Annotated in this window: 14 protein-coding genes; 11 read left to right on the top strand and 3 right to left on the bottom strand. The window is 38.9% G+C overall.

Annotated features, from left to right (window positions below; all coding sequences use genetic code 11):
• Positions 1–174: 174 nt before the first annotated feature.
• The 5 genes from SJY09_RS12935 (at position 175) to SJY09_RS12955 (ending at position 6,161) form a co-directional block, all read left to right on the top strand.
• Complete coding sequence (locus tag SJY09_RS12935; protein WP_396636136.1) at positions 175–3,021, top strand: glycosyl hydrolase; 2,847 nt, start codon at positions 175–177, stop codon at positions 3,019–3,021.
• A gap of 27 nt (positions 3,022–3,048) precedes the next feature.
• Positions 3,049–4,011 (top strand): ThuA domain-containing protein, encoded by a 963-nt coding sequence (locus SJY09_RS12940; protein ID WP_396636137.1) that lies wholly within the window; start codon positions 3,049–3,051, stop codon positions 4,009–4,011.
• 3 nt (positions 4,012–4,014) lie between these two features.
• Positions 4,015–5,190, top strand: a complete 1,176-nt coding sequence (locus SJY09_RS12945; RefSeq protein ID WP_396636138.1) for a WD40/YVTN/BNR-like repeat-containing protein — start codon at positions 4,015–4,017, stop codon at positions 5,188–5,190.
• A gap of 16 nt (positions 5,191–5,206) precedes the next feature.
• The gene (locus SJY09_RS12950; protein WP_396636139.1) at positions 5,207–5,596 is read left to right on the top strand and encodes a DUF2721 domain-containing protein; all 390 of its coding nucleotides are present in this window, start codon (positions 5,207–5,209) and stop codon (positions 5,594–5,596) included.
• A 139-nt stretch (positions 5,597–5,735) separates the two neighbouring features.
• Complete coding sequence (locus tag SJY09_RS12955; protein ID WP_396636140.1) at positions 5,736–6,161, top strand: hypothetical protein; 426 nt, start codon at positions 5,736–5,738, stop codon at positions 6,159–6,161.
• Positions 6,162–6,190: 29 nt separating this feature from the next.
• On the opposite strand, the gene SJY09_RS12960 is transcribed toward SJY09_RS12955, so the two are convergent.
• Both SJY09_RS12960 and SJY09_RS12965 read right to left on the bottom strand, forming a co-directional pair.
• Entirely contained in the window at positions 6,191–7,165 is a 975-nt protein-coding gene (locus SJY09_RS12960; RefSeq protein ID WP_396636141.1) for a succinylglutamate desuccinylase/aspartoacylase family protein, read from the bottom strand.
• Positions 7,143–8,033, bottom strand: a complete 891-nt coding sequence (locus SJY09_RS12965; protein ID WP_396636142.1) for a RimK family alpha-L-glutamate ligase — start codon at positions 8,031–8,033, stop codon at positions 7,143–7,145. Before SJY09_RS12965 ends, SJY09_RS12960 begins: the two co-directional genes overlap by 23 nt.
• 208 nt (positions 8,034–8,241) lie before the next feature.
• On the opposite strand from SJY09_RS12965, the gene SJY09_RS12970 reads away from it, so the two are divergent.
• The 6 genes from SJY09_RS12970 to SJY09_RS12995 all read left to right on the top strand — a co-directional run bounded on the left by SJY09_RS12970 (position 8,242) and on the right by SJY09_RS12995 (position 14,217).
• Positions 8,242–8,913, top strand: a complete 672-nt coding sequence (locus SJY09_RS12970) for a succinate dehydrogenase cytochrome b subunit (RefSeq protein WP_396636143.1) — start codon at positions 8,242–8,244, stop codon at positions 8,911–8,913.
• A gap of 2 nt (positions 8,914–8,915) precedes the next feature.
• Positions 8,916–10,919, top strand: a complete 2,004-nt coding sequence (locus tag SJY09_RS12975; RefSeq protein ID WP_396636144.1) for a fumarate reductase/succinate dehydrogenase flavoprotein subunit — start codon at positions 8,916–8,918, stop codon at positions 10,917–10,919.
• 80 nt (positions 10,920–10,999) lie between these two features.
• A complete protein-coding gene (locus SJY09_RS12980; RefSeq protein WP_396636145.1) occupies positions 11,000–11,746 on the top strand; it encodes a succinate dehydrogenase/fumarate reductase iron-sulfur subunit in 747 nt (248 codons plus the stop codon).
• Between the two features lie 67 nt (positions 11,747–11,813).
• Positions 11,814–12,290 carry a very short patch repair endonuclease gene (locus SJY09_RS12985; protein ID WP_396636146.1) on the top strand — a complete coding sequence of 159 codons (477 nt, stop codon included), beginning with the start codon at positions 11,814–11,816 and terminating at the stop codon, positions 12,288–12,290.
• A 136-nt stretch (positions 12,291–12,426) separates the two neighbouring features.
• Entirely contained in the window at positions 12,427–12,972 is a 546-nt protein-coding gene (locus tag SJY09_RS12990) for a type 1 glutamine amidotransferase domain-containing protein (RefSeq protein ID WP_396636147.1), read from the top strand.
• A gap of 87 nt (positions 12,973–13,059) precedes the next feature.
• Complete coding sequence (locus SJY09_RS12995) at positions 13,060–14,217, top strand: methionine aminotransferase (RefSeq protein ID WP_396636148.1); 1,158 nt, start codon at positions 13,060–13,062, stop codon at positions 14,215–14,217.
• Here SJY09_RS12995 and SJY09_RS13000 read toward each other — a convergent pair.
• The gene (locus tag SJY09_RS13000; RefSeq protein ID WP_396636149.1) at positions 14,214–15,362 is read right to left on the bottom strand and encodes a serine hydrolase domain-containing protein; all 1,149 of its coding nucleotides are present in this window, start codon (positions 15,360–15,362) and stop codon (positions 14,214–14,216) included. The two genes, SJY09_RS12995 and SJY09_RS13000, sit on opposite strands and share 4 nt — an antisense overlap.
• Between the last annotated feature and the right edge of the window lie 2 nt (positions 15,363–15,364).

Raw genomic sequence — 15,364 nt, forward strand, 5'->3', positions numbered from 1 at the left:
GTTACTTATTGGTTATGTATTAATAAATTAACAATATTTTTTGATATTAAGCAATTAATTATGCTATAAACTAATAAGTTGATAATTTATTAGTTATATTTTCTTACAAATTATTTTTTTGGGGTGGCTAAAACTTATCACTAACTTCCACGATAGAATTAGCAATAAACAAAAATGAAATATTTATCACTCTTCGTGTTATTCAGTGTTGCCCTTTGTACAGCACAAATCAGTCCAACATCCGAACAAATAAACCTCGAGGCCCTTGACCATAAGTCGAAATTAGCAAAACAATCATTGGTCAAAAACATTCCGTTAAAGAACATTGGTCCGTCAGTAATGAGTGGCCGTGTTGTGGATATTGCTGTAAACCCTGAAAATGCCATAGAATTCTATGTGGGTTATGCCTCTGGAGGTCTCTGGTATACGAATAATAACGGAACCACCTTTACCCCTCTTCTTGATGGGACGGACACCCAAAACGTAGGTGCTGTTGCTGTTCATTGGCCAAGCGGAACCATATACCTAGGAACTGGGGAAAACAATTCCTCTAGATCTTCCTATGCAGGTATAGGTATTCTAAAATCTAACGATAAAGGCAAAACCTGGAAAAATAGTGGCCTATCGGACTCGCATCATATTGGCAGAATACGTATTAATCCAAACAATCCGGACGAGGTTGTCGTTGGTGTAACGGGACATCTTTATTCTCCAAATTCGGAAAGAGGTATTTTCAAAACTACGGATGGAGGAGCAACCTGGAAAAAAACACTCTACATCAATGATAAAACAGGAATAATAGATGTTGCTTTTGCCCCAAAAGATTTTAATGTCCAATTTGCCACAGCATGGGAAAAAGACCGAAAAGCATGGGATTTTAAAGGTAATGGACCTAACTCGGGAATTTATAAAAGTACGGATGCCGGAGCTACCTGGATAAAAATTTCCAATCCAAACAGTGGTTTCCCTACAGGCGATGGTATTGGTAGGATAGGGTTGGCCGTTTTCGATGAAAACACCGTCTTAGCGGTGCACGATAATCAATTTAGGAGACCCAAAGAAAAAGGGAAAGAAAAGAAATCATCTGGATTGGTCAAAGATGATTTTAAAGCAATGACTGCCGAAGTATTTTTAAACTTATCGGACAAGAAGTTGAATACCTTCCTAAAGACCAATAATTTTCAAGAAAAATACCGAGCCGATAACATAAAGCAAATGGTCCGCAGCGGTGCTGTAAAGCCAGTAGATTTGGCCAAATATTTAGAAAACGCTAATTCCTTATTATTCGACACCCCTGTTATAGGTGCCGAGGTCTATAAAAGTAATAATGGTGGTAAAACTTGGACCAAACAAAATGAAAATTATATAGATGACCTCTTTTACAGTTATGGATACTACTTTGCTCAAATAGCGGTAGACCCGAATAATGTTAATAAGGTATATCTGGCAGGTGTCCCAATTATAAAATCAGAAGACGGGGGCAAAACATACACTTCAATTAACGGGGGTAATGTCCATGCCGACCATCATGCAATTTGGGTGCATCCAAAAAGACCGGGCCACTTGATTAATGGAAACGATGGTGGTGTTAATATCAGTTATGATGATGGTCAGAACTGGATAAAGAACAATGCCCCTACTGTAGGTCAATTTTATGCCATAAATGTTGATAATGAGAAACCTTACAATGTCTACGGTGGACTACAAGACAACGGCGTTTGGAAAGGTCCACATAATGCCGAGGAAAACAGCTCTTGGCACCAAAATGGTCAATATCCTTGGGAATCGATACTAGGCGGGGATGGTATGCAGGTACAAATAGATAGTAGGAACTCGGATATTGTTTATACGGGATATCAATTTGGAAACTATTTTAGGTTAGACCTTGCTAACGATAAAAGAACCTACCTACAACCCAAACATGAATTGGGAGAAACACCGTATCGGTTTAATTGGCAAACTCCCATTCTATTATCCCCTCACAATCAAGATATACTATATATAGGAGGCAATAAATTACACAGATCACTAAATCAAGGTGATGATTGGGAGACTATCTCAGCTGACCTCACCCAAGGCGGCAAAGAAGGAAACGTAGCCTACGGTACATTAACTACAATCTCCGAGTCTCCTTTCAAATTTGGGCAAATTTATACAGGGAGTGATGATGGTATAATACAACTTACTCTAAACGGAGGCGGAACGTGGACAAAAATCTCGGATTCTTTTCCAAAGGACTTATGGGTCAGCAGAGTTGTGGCTTCAAAATATAAAAAAGAAAGAGTATACGTGGCATTGAACGGGTATCGATGGGATGATTTCAATGCCTATTTAATGGTAAGCGAGGATTATGGAACTACCTGGAAATCGTTGAGTGACAACATTCCAAAATCACCACTTAACGTCGTTATCGAAGATTCCGATAATGAGAACATCCTTTATGTAGGTACCGATAATGGATTGTATGTTTCTTTTAACAAAGGTGATACATGGGAAGTTTTTCAAAACGGAATGCCCAATGTGGCTATACATGATTTGGTAATTCAACCCGAAGCAAAACACCTTTTAGTAGGCACGCATGGCCGTAGTATTTATAAGGCCAATATCGCTAAGCTACAGCTTATGACTCCGGATATAATGAAGAATAATCTTTATGTTTTTGATTTAGAAAGCATTGAGCATTCTAAGAACTGGGGTAATGCTTGGAGTTCATGGTCCAAACCAAACACGCCAGGGCTTGATATTACTTTCTATAGTTCAGCAGCAGATACCTACGAAGCCATAATCACCTCTGACGATGCCATTAAGGTAAGTGAAGCGGAAATAGTGGCCGATAAAGGGTTAAATATCCTATCGTACGATGTTACTTTCTCCAAAATAGGGAAGTTAAACTATCTGAAAAAGCACAAAACAGACTTGCCAACAGCTAAAAATGGAAAGACCTATTTACCCGCCGGAACTTATACGGTTGAACTTTCGGGAAACGGTGCAAAAACCACTAAAAATTTTACTATTGAGTAGCACAATCTTTTTTAAATCGCAGACCTTATGAAACGGATTATTATTCTAATTTTTGCCATATGTTTTTCACAGGTGCAAGTTTCCTGTGCTAAAAGCGATAAACCAATAAAAGTTTTGATTGTTGACGGTCAGAACAACCACGCACAATGGCCCAAAACAACGCATATGCTTGCCACCTATTTGAAAGAGAGTGGTTTGTTTACTGTTGATATTTATCGCTCTGCATATACTTGGAAAGGAGAAGAATTTCTGAACCAATACCCAGTTGATAAAAAAACGACCGCCTTGGAAAAACCGAAATCGGACCCAAGTTTTGCGCCAGATTTCTCCAAGTATGATGTTGTCATCAGTAATTTTGGTTGGAATGCCGCAGATTGGCCGGAGACCACCCAACGTTCGTTGGAGAATTACATGGAAAACGGCGGCGGATTGGTAGTTTTTCATGCGGCGGACAATTCCTTCCCGGAATGGGACGCTTACAACAAAATGATAGGTCTTGGTGGCTGGGGAGACCGCACTGAAAAAGACGGTCCGTACATATATTATAATGATAAGGGAGAATTAATAAGAGATTTAAGTCCAGGTTCTGCCGGTGCCCACGGGCCACAAAGCGAATATCAAGTTCAAATACGAAATAGTGAACATCCAATCACCAAAGGAATGCCGGAAGTATGGTTACACACCAAAGATGAGTTATATAATAGCTTGCGAGGACCTGCAGAGAATATGGAGGTTTTGGCAACGGCGTACGCAGACCCAGAAAATAAAGGAACAGGCAGGCATGAACCCGCGCTAATGACCTTGACCTATGGCAAGGGACGTATTTTCCATAACATTATGGGACATGCAGATTACTCCGTTTCCTGCGTAGGCTTTGTCACTACTATGCTGCGTGGCACGGAATGGGCGGCCACAGGAAAAGTTACACAAGAAATTCCTTCTAATTTTCCAACTGCAACTAAAACAAAAAGCTTTACCAGACACCAATAAATAATGCTCAAAAGGATATTTATAGGCTGTACAAGCACTATAGCCTTGTTGGCATGTACGGATGCCCAAGTAAAAAAGGCGAATACCTTTATACCAGTAGGGGAATTTCCAACTTTTGAAGAAATAGAGCGCAAAAACTTCTCGTTTAAAACAAAAACTTTTAAGAATACCGCTCAAAATTCAAAAGCTCGTATAATCCATTCCTTAGAGAATACATCCTTTCATTTTTACAATGCGGCCGCTTTTGAGAACGAACAAAAAGGGATATTGGTCGGCGGTACCGGAATGCGCATACGCAGCACTTTAAATGGTGGAAAAGATTGGAAAGAAATCCGGTTGTCGCGTTTTTCAAATGCCTTTCATAGCGCAGCCATACAAAATGGGCAAGCTTTCGCCGTAGGTGAAGGTTCATTTATTGTTAAAAGTGATGCTACATTAAGTAATTGGAGTGTTTTTGATTTAAAAGGTCTCAAAAATCTTAAGGGAGATTCCCAAACGCTTTACAAAATAAAATTCAAGGGTCAGTTAGGTTTTGCAATGGGATTTGATACCGGTTTTGGAATTGCTACGCCTTTAATCTTAAAAACGTTAGACGGTGGTGCTAATTGGACCGTAATTCCCCATAGTGGACTTGAAAATGATTTAGGAGCGATTAATGATTTTGATATCGTTTCCAAAACTCTTGTGTACATGGTAACACAAATGGGAAATACGTATAAAAGTAATGATGGTGGAAACTCATGGGATATTGTTTTTAAACCGAGGCAAGCGTATACTAATCTAAATTCGATTGCATTTAAGAACGACAAGACCGGTTTTATCTCCGGAATATCAGGTCTATTATATTTTACAAACGATGGTGGGGAAAACTGGAAGCAAAATCTAATATTTAAGGATTCTACCAGTCTAAATATCAGTGACATTCAATATATTAACGAGGATATCATCGCTATAACAACGGCACAATCTTTTCTGGATGAAGAAAAAACTGTTTTCAGTTATCTTCTAGATGGAAACGGAAATAGTGAAATCCCACAAGCATTATTGACCAAAAACGATAGTACCATTTTCTTTGAAGGCGATGCTTTTCATCTTCATTTACTGAATAAGGAACGCCTATTCATTAATGACAGAAATAATAGCTATTCACTCGATGTAAAAACCCTAAGTTTAAAATAATTTATCGTATCATCATATGGAGCTAAGTCTAAGCATACCAGCGTTATTGTTCCCAGCCATTTCTTTAACCATGCTCGCATACAACGCACGTTATTTGGCCATTGCAGCACTAATTAGACAACTTTATGAAAAGTATCAAGAAAATTCTTCGAGCCCGCTGGAGCAGCAAATAAATCAGCTCCGTAAAAGACTAGGAATTATAAAAGGTATGCAAGCAACAGCGATATTTAGTTTTTTACTTGCCGTAATTACAATGTCATTGATTTACATGGAATTTAACTTTTGGGCAAAACTCATATTTGGAGTAAGTTTAATTGCTCTTATGTTCTCTTTGGCACTATCTCTTATTGAAGTTCAACTATCTACAAAAGCATTGGAAATACAATTGAAAAATATGGAAAGTTAGATATTGAGCTCCCTTAAGATTAGAATTTTTTGATATCTATTTGTGAGAAACTTCATTTTTCCAAGTCCTATTTTACTTTCGTTAAATAATCAATTATATTGCTATCTTTATTTGCTATCCAAAAATCAAATATTTTGTGATGAAACGTGTCAGGGAACTGCAAATTTTTAAAAATATCAGAGAGGTCAGGGAATTTGATTTTGGTATTTTTTACTATTTCGATGGACTCGTGATTTCTGAAATGAAGGAAGGCGTTATCTTTGATTGGAACATGGCAGAAAAGGCCGTGATTGCGGCGCAAGAAATTTTTGGCGAAAATCATCCCATTGCGTACATATCCAATAGAATCAATAGTTATACAGTTGCGCCAGCGGATTGGATAAAATTTTACAACCACAGACAAAAGCTAAGTTTTTATTCCGTGGTAGGCAGCACGCAGGGAAACTTTGCCAGTATAGTTCTTGAGCGTATGTTCTTTCAGAATTCTATACATCAATTTGCAGATTTACAACAAGCAATCGATTTTAGTCTTGCTAAGATTCAAGAAAATAAAGCGCTTGTTTAGTAAAAAAACAGGACTGTATTAACCATCTTTCAATTTAAAATTGCTCCTATATGGAATAATGCATCTCCCTGATTAACTACCGCCTGATGATTGATACAAATGATATAGCCATCCTCGGGAGCTTTTATAAGTTTAGTCTTTTTTCCATAAATGTCCGATACCGACCCTAAAATTGCCCCTTTTTGTATTTGAGAACCGTTTAATACCTTAGGTATAAACATCCCAGCAGTAGGTGCTCTGAGCCACTTTCGCTTATCTAAATGTATGGTTTTCTTAAGCTCTTCACGATTTTTGATTGTTGACTTAACCATACCAAAATGTTGCAAAATTCTCAAAATACCATTAATCCCCGCAGTAATGGAAAAATCATCAAAACGCATACTCTCCCCAGCTTCAAATACTACCGTGGGTTTACTCATTAAGTAAGCAGCATTGCGGAAAGATCCCTTTATCAATTTAGAAGAAAACGTAAAAGGCGCATTAAACACATTTGCCAGTTCCGCACTGAAATCATCTTCTTGAGTATATCTAATCTGAGGAAAGTTATGTCGTTGGCCACCACCTGTGTGCAAATCTATAGCTACATCTATTTGGTGCATTATTTCGTTAAGGTAATGATAGGCTATTCTGCTCGCCAAAGAACCTTTCCGTGTTCCCGGAAAACTACGGTTCACATCTTTCCCGTCCGGTACCTCTCTTGAAAAATGGATAAATCCAAAAATATTTAGGATGGGGACGGCTATTATAGTTCCTTTATCTATTGCAAATAATTTATCGGTCAACATTCTTCTCACGGTTTCTATACCATTGATTTCATCGCCATGTAATCCTGCCTGTATGAGCAAAATGGGTCCTGGGTTTTTTGAATTGAATACATAAACCGGAATATCTATGAGCGTTCCTGTTGGCAGACGGTCGATACTAATTTTTAAAAGTTTATTCTGACCAGGAGCAACACTTTCTCCACCGATCACAATAACTTTATTTTCGTTTTCGAAGTCCATTTTTCTCTACAAATTTTATGATTTTTCGGGCAACATTAATCCCCGTAGCAGCCTCGATTCCCTGAAGACCAGGGGAGGCGTTCACCTCAATCAAAAGCGGCCCTTTTTTGGAGCGTATTAAATCTACTCCGGCAACTCCAAGACCTAAGTACTTTGTTGCGTTCAAGGCAATATATTCTTCCTTTGCCGATAACTTTACTTTTGCAGTGCTGCCCCCTCTGTGAACATTGGACCTGAATTCGCCCAATTCACTGGTTCTTTTCATACTTGCTACAATCTTATCTCCAACGACAATTATGCGAATATCCTCGCCATTACTTTCCTCTACGTATTCTTGCATGAGGATGCTGGTGTCCATCTTATAAAAAGTATCAATGATAGATTTTGCAGATTTTTTACTTTCTGCTAAAATCACGCCCAGACCTTGAGTCCCCTCCTGTATTTTAATAATTACTGGTGCTCCACCGAGGATTTCGATCTGTTCTTTAATATTGTCAGGGTTTATTGAAAATAAAGTTTCGGGAATCGGTATTCCTTTTCTCGCCATTATCTGAAGTGTTCTCACTTTATTTCTTGCTCTGGCAATACTTAAAGATCGCGCCGTACTAAAGACTCCGTTCATCTCAAACTGTTTTACGACAGCCACACCGTGGCGTGTAACCTTTGCACCAATTCTAGGGATTATGGCATCAAACTCGTTGGTAATATCTTCTTCTCTGTGATAAATTCTGGGCTTGTCCATTCCCAGTTTCACGGAACATTTTGTGTGGTCAATCAACTCAATATAATGACCACACTTCTGTGCTTCCTCAGCGATTCGTTTGGTAGAATAAACATTCATACTAACAGAAAGTAAGGCAATATCCATCTATAATGTTCTTACTTTTTTGAATATATACGTCTCACTATTCATTTAATCTGTTTAATGAAAGCTCCTAAAATACGTATTTTGAAAGTTAAATTCTAAACAGGTTTTTAGATATGATCAAAATGGGTCTAAATAATATACTAAACCTCTTGAAAACTTGTTAATAACTAGTCTGTGCCTTAAATTTGGTAAGCTAAAAAATCAACAAATGAGTGGATTGTTAAAATCTTCAATAGCCCGAAAAGTAGTGATGGCGCTTTCCGGTCTTTTTCTTGTTCTGTTTCTTGGACAACACTTTGTCATCAATATTACTTCGGTTATTGCGCCCGACACTTTTAATACTTGGTCCCATTTCATGGGTTATAATCCGTTAGTGCAATACATTTTGCAACCCATTTTAATCGCAGGAGTAATTGTACACTTTGTAATGGGGTTTGTTCTTGATTTACAAAATAGAGCGGCGAGGGGTTCTGTAGGTTATTCAACTTATAAGGGCAGTGCCAACGCGTCATGGCTATCCCGAAACATGATTTTGTCCGGTTTGGTAGTTTTGGCCTTCATTGGCTTGCATATGTATGATTTCTGGGTACACGAAATGTCTTATAAATACATTGAGGTTAAACCGGAAGACCCTACTAGATATTATGAGGAAACGGTGCTAAAGTTTGAGCCTATATGGAGAACTGTTCTTTATGTAATCTCATTTATATTATTGGCACTACATCTTTTACATGGTTTCGCCTCCTCTTTTCAAACTATGGGAATAAATAATAAGTATTCCGCAGTAATTAAATCATTCACCAAAATATATGCAATAGCAATCCCTTTAGGATTTGTCTTCATTGCACTATATCATCACTTAAACCCAATAACACACTAAGTATGGGCATATTGGATTCAAGAGTTCCAAAAGGGCCATTGGCCGATAAATGGACTAATCATAAAAACCACATTGAGCTGGTTAATCCCGCCAATAAGCGGAATATTGATATTATCGTTGTAGGAACCGGATTGGCCGGTGGCTCGGCAGCGGCCTCGTTAGCTGAACTGGGCTATAATGTGAAAACGTTTTGTTATCAAGATTCTCCAAGGAGAGCACACTCTATTGCGGCCCAAGGAGGAGTAAACGCAGCCAAAAACTATCAAGGCGATGGTGATAGCGTGTATCGTCTTTTTTACGATACGGTTAAAGGAGGTGACTACCGGTCGCGTGAATCAAACGTATATCGTTTGGCTCAAGTTTCCACTAACATCATTGACCAATGTGTTGCACAGGGCGTCCCTTTTGCAAGGGAATATGGCGGATTATTAGATAACCGTTCCTTTGGTGGTGTTTTAGTTTCAAGAACCTTTTATGCTAAAGGACAAACAGGACAGCAATTGCTTTTAGGAGCTTACGCTGCTATGAACAGACAGATACAACGTGGAAAAATAAAATCACATACCCGTCATGAAATGCTAGATATAGTTCTAGTTGATGGTAAAGCACGTGGTATAATTGCACGCGATTTGGTAACAGGAGAAATCGAAAGACATTCTGCACACGCTGTAGTCTTGGCAACTGGAGGATACGGAAATCTTTTCTTCCTCTCTACCTACTGTATGGGTGCCAATGTAATGGCGGCGTGGAGGGCACACAGAAGAGGTGCATTCATGGCAAATCCGTGTTTTACACAGATTCACCCTACTTGTATTCCTGTTTCCGGGGATCATCAATCAAAACTGACCCTAATGTCCGAGTCACTGCGTAACGATGGTCGTATCTGGGTACCGGCAAAATTAGAGGATGCACAAGCTATACGTGAAGGCAAATTAAAACCTACACAACTTAAAGAAGAAGATAGAGATTACTACCTAGAACGCAGATACCCTGCATTCGGAAACTTAGTCCCGCGTGATGTCGCGTCTAGGGCCGCTAAAGAACGTTGTGATGCCGGTTTTGGAGTTAATAAAACAGGAGAGGCCGTTTACTTGGATTTTGACGCGGCCATTATGCGTTACGGTAAAGAAAAAGCATTAACATCTGGTATGAAAGATGCCAATGATACAAAGGTCCGTGAGCTGGGCGAACAGGTCGTAGAGGCAAAATACGGAAACCTATTTGACATGTATCAAAAAATAGTAGATCAGAATCCGTATAAGACCCCTATGATGATTTATCCTGCAGTGCATTATACTATGGGAGGTTTATGGGTAGATTACAATTTGCAAACGACTATACCTGGTTGTTACGCTGCCGGTGAAGCAAACTTTAGTGATCACGGTGCTAACAGATTGGGAGCATCTGCCTTAATGCAAGGATTGGCAGACGGATATTTTGTATTGCCGTATACCATTGGCGATTATCTATCCAATGATATCCGAACCGGAGCAATTCCTACGGATTCTCCTGAATTTGATGCCGCCGAGGCGGATACCCGAGCTCGTTTAGAAAAATTAATGTCCGGTAAAGGAACGCACTCCGTAGATTATTACCATAAAAAACTTGGTAAAATTATGTGGAACAAGTGTGGCATGAGCCGTAACGAAAAAGAACTGAAAGAAGCCATAGCAGAAATTGCAGCATTACGTGCCGATTTCTGGGAGAACGTGCGTGTACCAGGATCTGCAGACTCTAAAAATCAGGAATTAGAAAAAGCAGGTCGAGTTGCGGATTTCCTAGAATTGGGAGAATTATTCGCTAAAGACGCACTTACTAGAAATGAATCTTGTGGGGGGCACTTTAGAGAAGAATACCAAACCCCTGAAGGGGAGGCACTGCGAGATGATGAAAACTATAAATTTGTTTCTGCTTGGGAATATAAAGGAGAACCAAAAGATGCCGTTCTCCATAAAGAAGAATTAGTTTACGAGAATATAGAAGTAAAGACAAGAAGTTATAAATAGTGCGGCATTCCTAGTGGACCAGTATTATAAAAAATTTCTGTTCCCGATAACTGCACCATAACAAGAAAAAAAATAAGGCTATGAAATTAGTATTAAAAATCTGGCGTCAAAAAAACCCTTCATCAAAGGGAGAAATGGTGTCATATCCCGTAGAAGGAATTGAAGAGGATATGTCTTTTTTGGAAATGTTAGATGTACTCAACGAACAATTGAACAATAGTGGAGAAGAACCTATAGAATTTGACCATGACTGTAGGGAAGGTATTTGCGGTGCCTGCTCCTTAATGATTAACGGTCGTGCTCACGGACCTTCCTCGAGAATTACAGCTTGCCAATTACATATGCGTAGTTTTAAGGATGGTGATACAATTACTATTGAGCCTTGGCGTGCTAAAGCATTTCCGGTCATAAAAGATTTGATTGTAGACCGCAGTGCTTTTGATAGGATTCAACAAGCAGGAGGTTATATCTCCGTAAACACCTCTGGAAATCCCGTAGATGCCAATGCAATTCCGATTGAAAAGGAAAATGCCGATTTAGCATTTAATGCAGCAACCTGCATAGGTTGTGGTGCCTGTGTTGCGGCTTGTAAAAATGCAAGTGCTATGTTGTTTACCTCTGCTAAAATATCCCAATTTGCCTTACTTCCCCAAGGGCGCGTAGAAGCTACGGAAAGAGTACAGAATATGGTACGTCAAATGGATTTAGAAGGTTTTGGCAACTGCACCAATACCGGAGCCTGTGAAGTCGAATGCCCAAAAGGTATTTCATTGGAAAATATTGCTCGTATGAACCGTGAGTATTACAGTGCCAGCATAAAAGGTTAATTACAGTAAAATCAAAACATTATTCAAAATCCCGTACGTAGCAGTACGGGATTTTATATTTTTATCCATGTCTCAAGGCTATACAGAAGAACGAATTGTTGTACCACGATTTAACGAGGAATCCGGCTTTTATACCACACCACAGCGCTCTAAAATCATGAGCAGGATTAAGGGTAAAAACACCAAGCCCGAATTAGCCTTTAGAAAAGCTTTGTACGCCTTAGGATATCGCTACCGTATAGATTATAAAAAGTTAATAGGCAAACCGGACATAGCACTACCGAAATATAAAACTGTTATTTTCATAGATGGCGATTACTGGCATGGTAAGAATTGGGAAGAAAGAAAACCCAAAATTAAGACGAATCGGGAATTTTGGATAGCCAAATTTGAACGTAATATACAACGTGATAAGGAAGTGAATTTAGCGTTAAAGGAAAAAGGATACACCGTTTTTCGCTTTTGGGAGTCTGAAATCAAAAAAGATTTAGAACAATGTCTTCATAAAGTAATTACACATTTAAACCCCATCCAAAAACGATAATATTTTACGCAATAAAACTCAATTAGGAAACCTTTAACCTTTGTAAGGCTCAATTTATAATGGCCTTAACGAAGTTTCTCTTTTCTGTTTGTTAGATTAAAGACAAATTAATTATTAATCTTAAAAACAATAACAAATGAAGAGGATTGCAATTTTAGCAACAAATGGATTCGAAGAAAGTGAATTAAAGTCTCCAAAAGAGGCAATGGAAAATGCCGGATTTAAAGTAGAAATCGTGAGCCCTGAAAACGGGGAGATAAAAGGATGGGCTAATGGAAATTGGTCCAACACCTATAATGTAGACAAGAAATTAACCGATGTAAAAGCGGAAGAGTATAATGCCCTAGTATTACCGGGCGGAGTAATTAATCCAGATAAATTACGAAGGAACGGCGATGCCTTGGTATTCGTAAGAGATTTTTTTAAAGAGAAAAAGCCAGTAGCAGCTATATGTCATGCCCCGCAAATCTTAATTAGTGCCGAGGTCGTAAAAGGAAGAAAAATGACCTCCTTTAATTCGATAAAGGACGATTTAATTAATGCAGGTGCCAACTGGGTAGACCAAGAGGTAGTGGTTGACGAAGGATTTGTGACCAGTAGAAATCCAAATGACTTGCCAGCCTTTAATTCAAAATTAATTGAAGAAATTAAGGAAGGAAAACATGAAGAACAGCACGCATAGTATTCTGACTATATAGTTAGAAAAGCCCGATGGAAACATCGGGTTTTTTTATGCTCAGAACAGCTCTAATTTCACTAATTTTAAGCTGTGCGAAACCATAAAATACAATTCAAGTCAAAATTACCCCAAGTTAAAACGACGATTTTTACTACGGTAGGCAACTTAGCTAGAGCGCATAATGCCATTGACCTCTCTCAAGGGTTTCCGAATTTCAGGGCGGACAAGGAGCTCATGACCCTAGTAGGACAAGCAATGGAGGATGGACATAACCAATACGCACCAATGCCCGGTTATTATGGATTGCGTGAGGTCATTTCACAAAAAATAGAAAGTTTACATGGAACTTATTACCATCCTGAAACTGAAATAACAGTAACGGTTGGTGCTACACAAGCTATTTTTACCGCTATTACCGCTTTTGTAGGCAAAGGTGATGAAGTAATTGTACTAAAACCAGCTTACGATTGTTATGAGCCCGCTATTGCTTTAAACGAAGGTATTCCCATACCCTTAGAGCTTAAAACTCCAGATTACGGAGTAGATTGGGTCGCCTTTGAAGCATTGATTACTCCCAAAACTAAAATGGTTATCGTAAATACGCCGCACAATCCTAGTGGTCGTATATTTTCGAAAGCGGATATGTTAAAATTACAGCAGTTATTACGAGACACCAATATTATTTTGATTAGTGATGAAGTATATGAGCATATTGTTTTTGATGGACAAGAGCATGAAAGTGCATCAAGGTTCGAGGATTTGGCCTCACGCTCTTTTATCTGTGCGTCTTTTGGAAAAACATTTCATGTAACCGGATGGAAAATGGGCTACTGCGCAGCTCCTGCTGCGCTGATGGAAGAGTTTAGAAAAGTACATCAGTTTAATGTTTTCAGTGTAGATCATCCTACCCAACGGGCTATGGCCAAATATCTACAGCATAAGGAGCATTATACAAGTCTCAACGCTTTTTATCAGGAAAAGAGAGATTTCTTCTTATCAGGTCTGGCTAATTCCAAATTCATTTTTAAACCAACAATGGGAACCTATTTCCAATTATTAAATTACACCCAAATCACTGATGAGGCGGACGAAGATTTTGCCAAAAGGTTAATAAAGGATTTCAAATTAGCGAGTATTCCTATCTCGTCCTTCAATGTAAATAGCAGGGATGATAAGGTACTTCGGTTTTGTTTTGCAAAAAAAGAAGAAACTCTAATAAAGGCCTTGACTATTCTGAACCAACTTTAAGGCATTGCAGCATTTACTTTGGTCATGAACTCGGCAATTTTACTTGGCGCTAACCATCGCGTAACTACGACCAAATCATTTTCCTTGTCTATGACGATAAAATTTCCACCAAATCCTGCAGCATAATAAATATTTTCTGAAAGGCCTTCCCAATGCCTATCTCCCTTTTTATTTAACCACCACATATAACCATAATTTGGATTTGGAGCAGACGGGGCCGTAGCCTGTTTAATCCATTCTTCACTAATTATGGTATCCTCTTTCCATTTCCCTTTGTTCATAAATAAAAGCCCAAAACGAGCCATATCTTCAGTATTAATAAATAACCCTGCACCCGAATGACCACCGCCTGTTACGGATTTCATTTTAAGTCCATCTATTTCCGTCCAAGCATGGTCATAGCCAAACCAGCGCCATGTTGTCGAAGCACCTATTTTGTCCATAATATTTTCCTTGAGGACTAATGGCATTGGCTTACGCCATAGATGGGTAAGTGCGTAGGCTAGCACGTTAACTCTAACATCATTATATTCCATAAAGGTGCCTGGCTCTTTTGGCGTTTCAAATTTCCAATCATCAACCCCTCCTTCTTTTGGTGGCCTATCCGCCCAATCTTTTCCTCCCCAAAGTTCTCCTGACCAGGCGGAATTTTGTTGAAGTAAGTGCTCCCAAGTAATTTTGGAATTGTGTTCACCATCAAAAGTACCGTCCCAAATATAATTACCGGCCTTATCAGCGGTACTTGAAATGATTCTTCTATCCACTGCCAAGCCCGCCATGGTACTCAAGAAACTTTTAGTGACACTAAAAGTCATGTCCACTCTTTTAACGTCTCCCCATTGGGCAATAACATATCCGTTTTTAAGTATAATTCCGGCAGGCCCACCTCTCTTTTTGGTAGGGCCCAAAATTTCGTGATAAGGTTCACGTTCAAAACCTTTAAGAATGGCCATACGTAAATCACGGGAACCAGAATATTCGTTCGATTTTGCGAACGAAACAGCCTCATTTAATTTAGAGTCGCTTATTTTAAAGTCCTTTACATGTCTGCTTTCCCAAGCCGTATTATAATTTGGAAAATAGTACTCCTGAGCAGTTAGTGCTGCTCCAAAAAGTAATAATGTAATTGAAATGAAGTATTTCATTA

Source organism: Maribacter sp. R77961 (genome assembly GCF_044594925.1).
In the GTDB taxonomy this organism is placed as follows: Bacteria; Bacteroidota; Bacteroidia; order Flavobacteriales; family Flavobacteriaceae; genus Maribacter.

What these genes read in the sequence shown, in the direction of transcription:
- SJY09_RS12965 (WP_396636142.1), bottom strand. Translation starts at nt 8,033, where the DNA reads ATGGATATTGCCTTACTTTCTGTTAGTATGAATGTTTATTCTACCAAA.
- SJY09_RS12980 (WP_396636145.1), top strand. Translation starts at nt 11,000, where the DNA reads ATGAAATTAGTATTAAAAATCTGGCGTCAAAAAAACCCTTCATCAAAG.
- SJY09_RS12985 (WP_396636146.1), top strand. Translation starts at nt 11,814, where the DNA reads ATGTCTCAAGGCTATACAGAAGAACGAATTGTTGTACCACGATTTAAC.
- SJY09_RS12935 (WP_396636136.1), top strand. Translation starts at nt 175, where the DNA reads ATGAAATATTTATCACTCTTCGTGTTATTCAGTGTTGCCCTTTGTACA.
- SJY09_RS13000 (WP_396636149.1), bottom strand. Translation starts at nt 15,362, where the DNA reads ATGAAATACTTCATTTCAATTACATTATTACTTTTTGGAGCAGCACTA.
- SJY09_RS12945 (WP_396636138.1), top strand. Translation starts at nt 4,015, where the DNA reads ATGCTCAAAAGGATATTTATAGGCTGTACAAGCACTATAGCCTTGTTG.
- SJY09_RS12960 (WP_396636141.1), bottom strand. Translation starts at nt 7,165, where the DNA reads ATGGACTTCGAAAACGAAAATAAAGTTATTGTGATCGGTGGAGAAAGT.
- SJY09_RS12940 (WP_396636137.1), top strand. Translation starts at nt 3,049, where the DNA reads ATGAAACGGATTATTATTCTAATTTTTGCCATATGTTTTTCACAGGTG.
- SJY09_RS12970 (WP_396636143.1), top strand. Translation starts at nt 8,242, where the DNA reads ATGAGTGGATTGTTAAAATCTTCAATAGCCCGAAAAGTAGTGATGGCG.
- SJY09_RS12950 (WP_396636139.1), top strand. Translation starts at nt 5,207, where the DNA reads ATGGAGCTAAGTCTAAGCATACCAGCGTTATTGTTCCCAGCCATTTCT.
- SJY09_RS12975 (WP_396636144.1), top strand. Translation starts at nt 8,916, where the DNA reads ATGGGCATATTGGATTCAAGAGTTCCAAAAGGGCCATTGGCCGATAAA.
- SJY09_RS12955 (WP_396636140.1), top strand. Translation starts at nt 5,736, where the DNA reads ATGAAACGTGTCAGGGAACTGCAAATTTTTAAAAATATCAGAGAGGTC.
- SJY09_RS12990 (WP_396636147.1), top strand. Translation starts at nt 12,427, where the DNA reads ATGAAGAGGATTGCAATTTTAGCAACAAATGGATTCGAAGAAAGTGAA.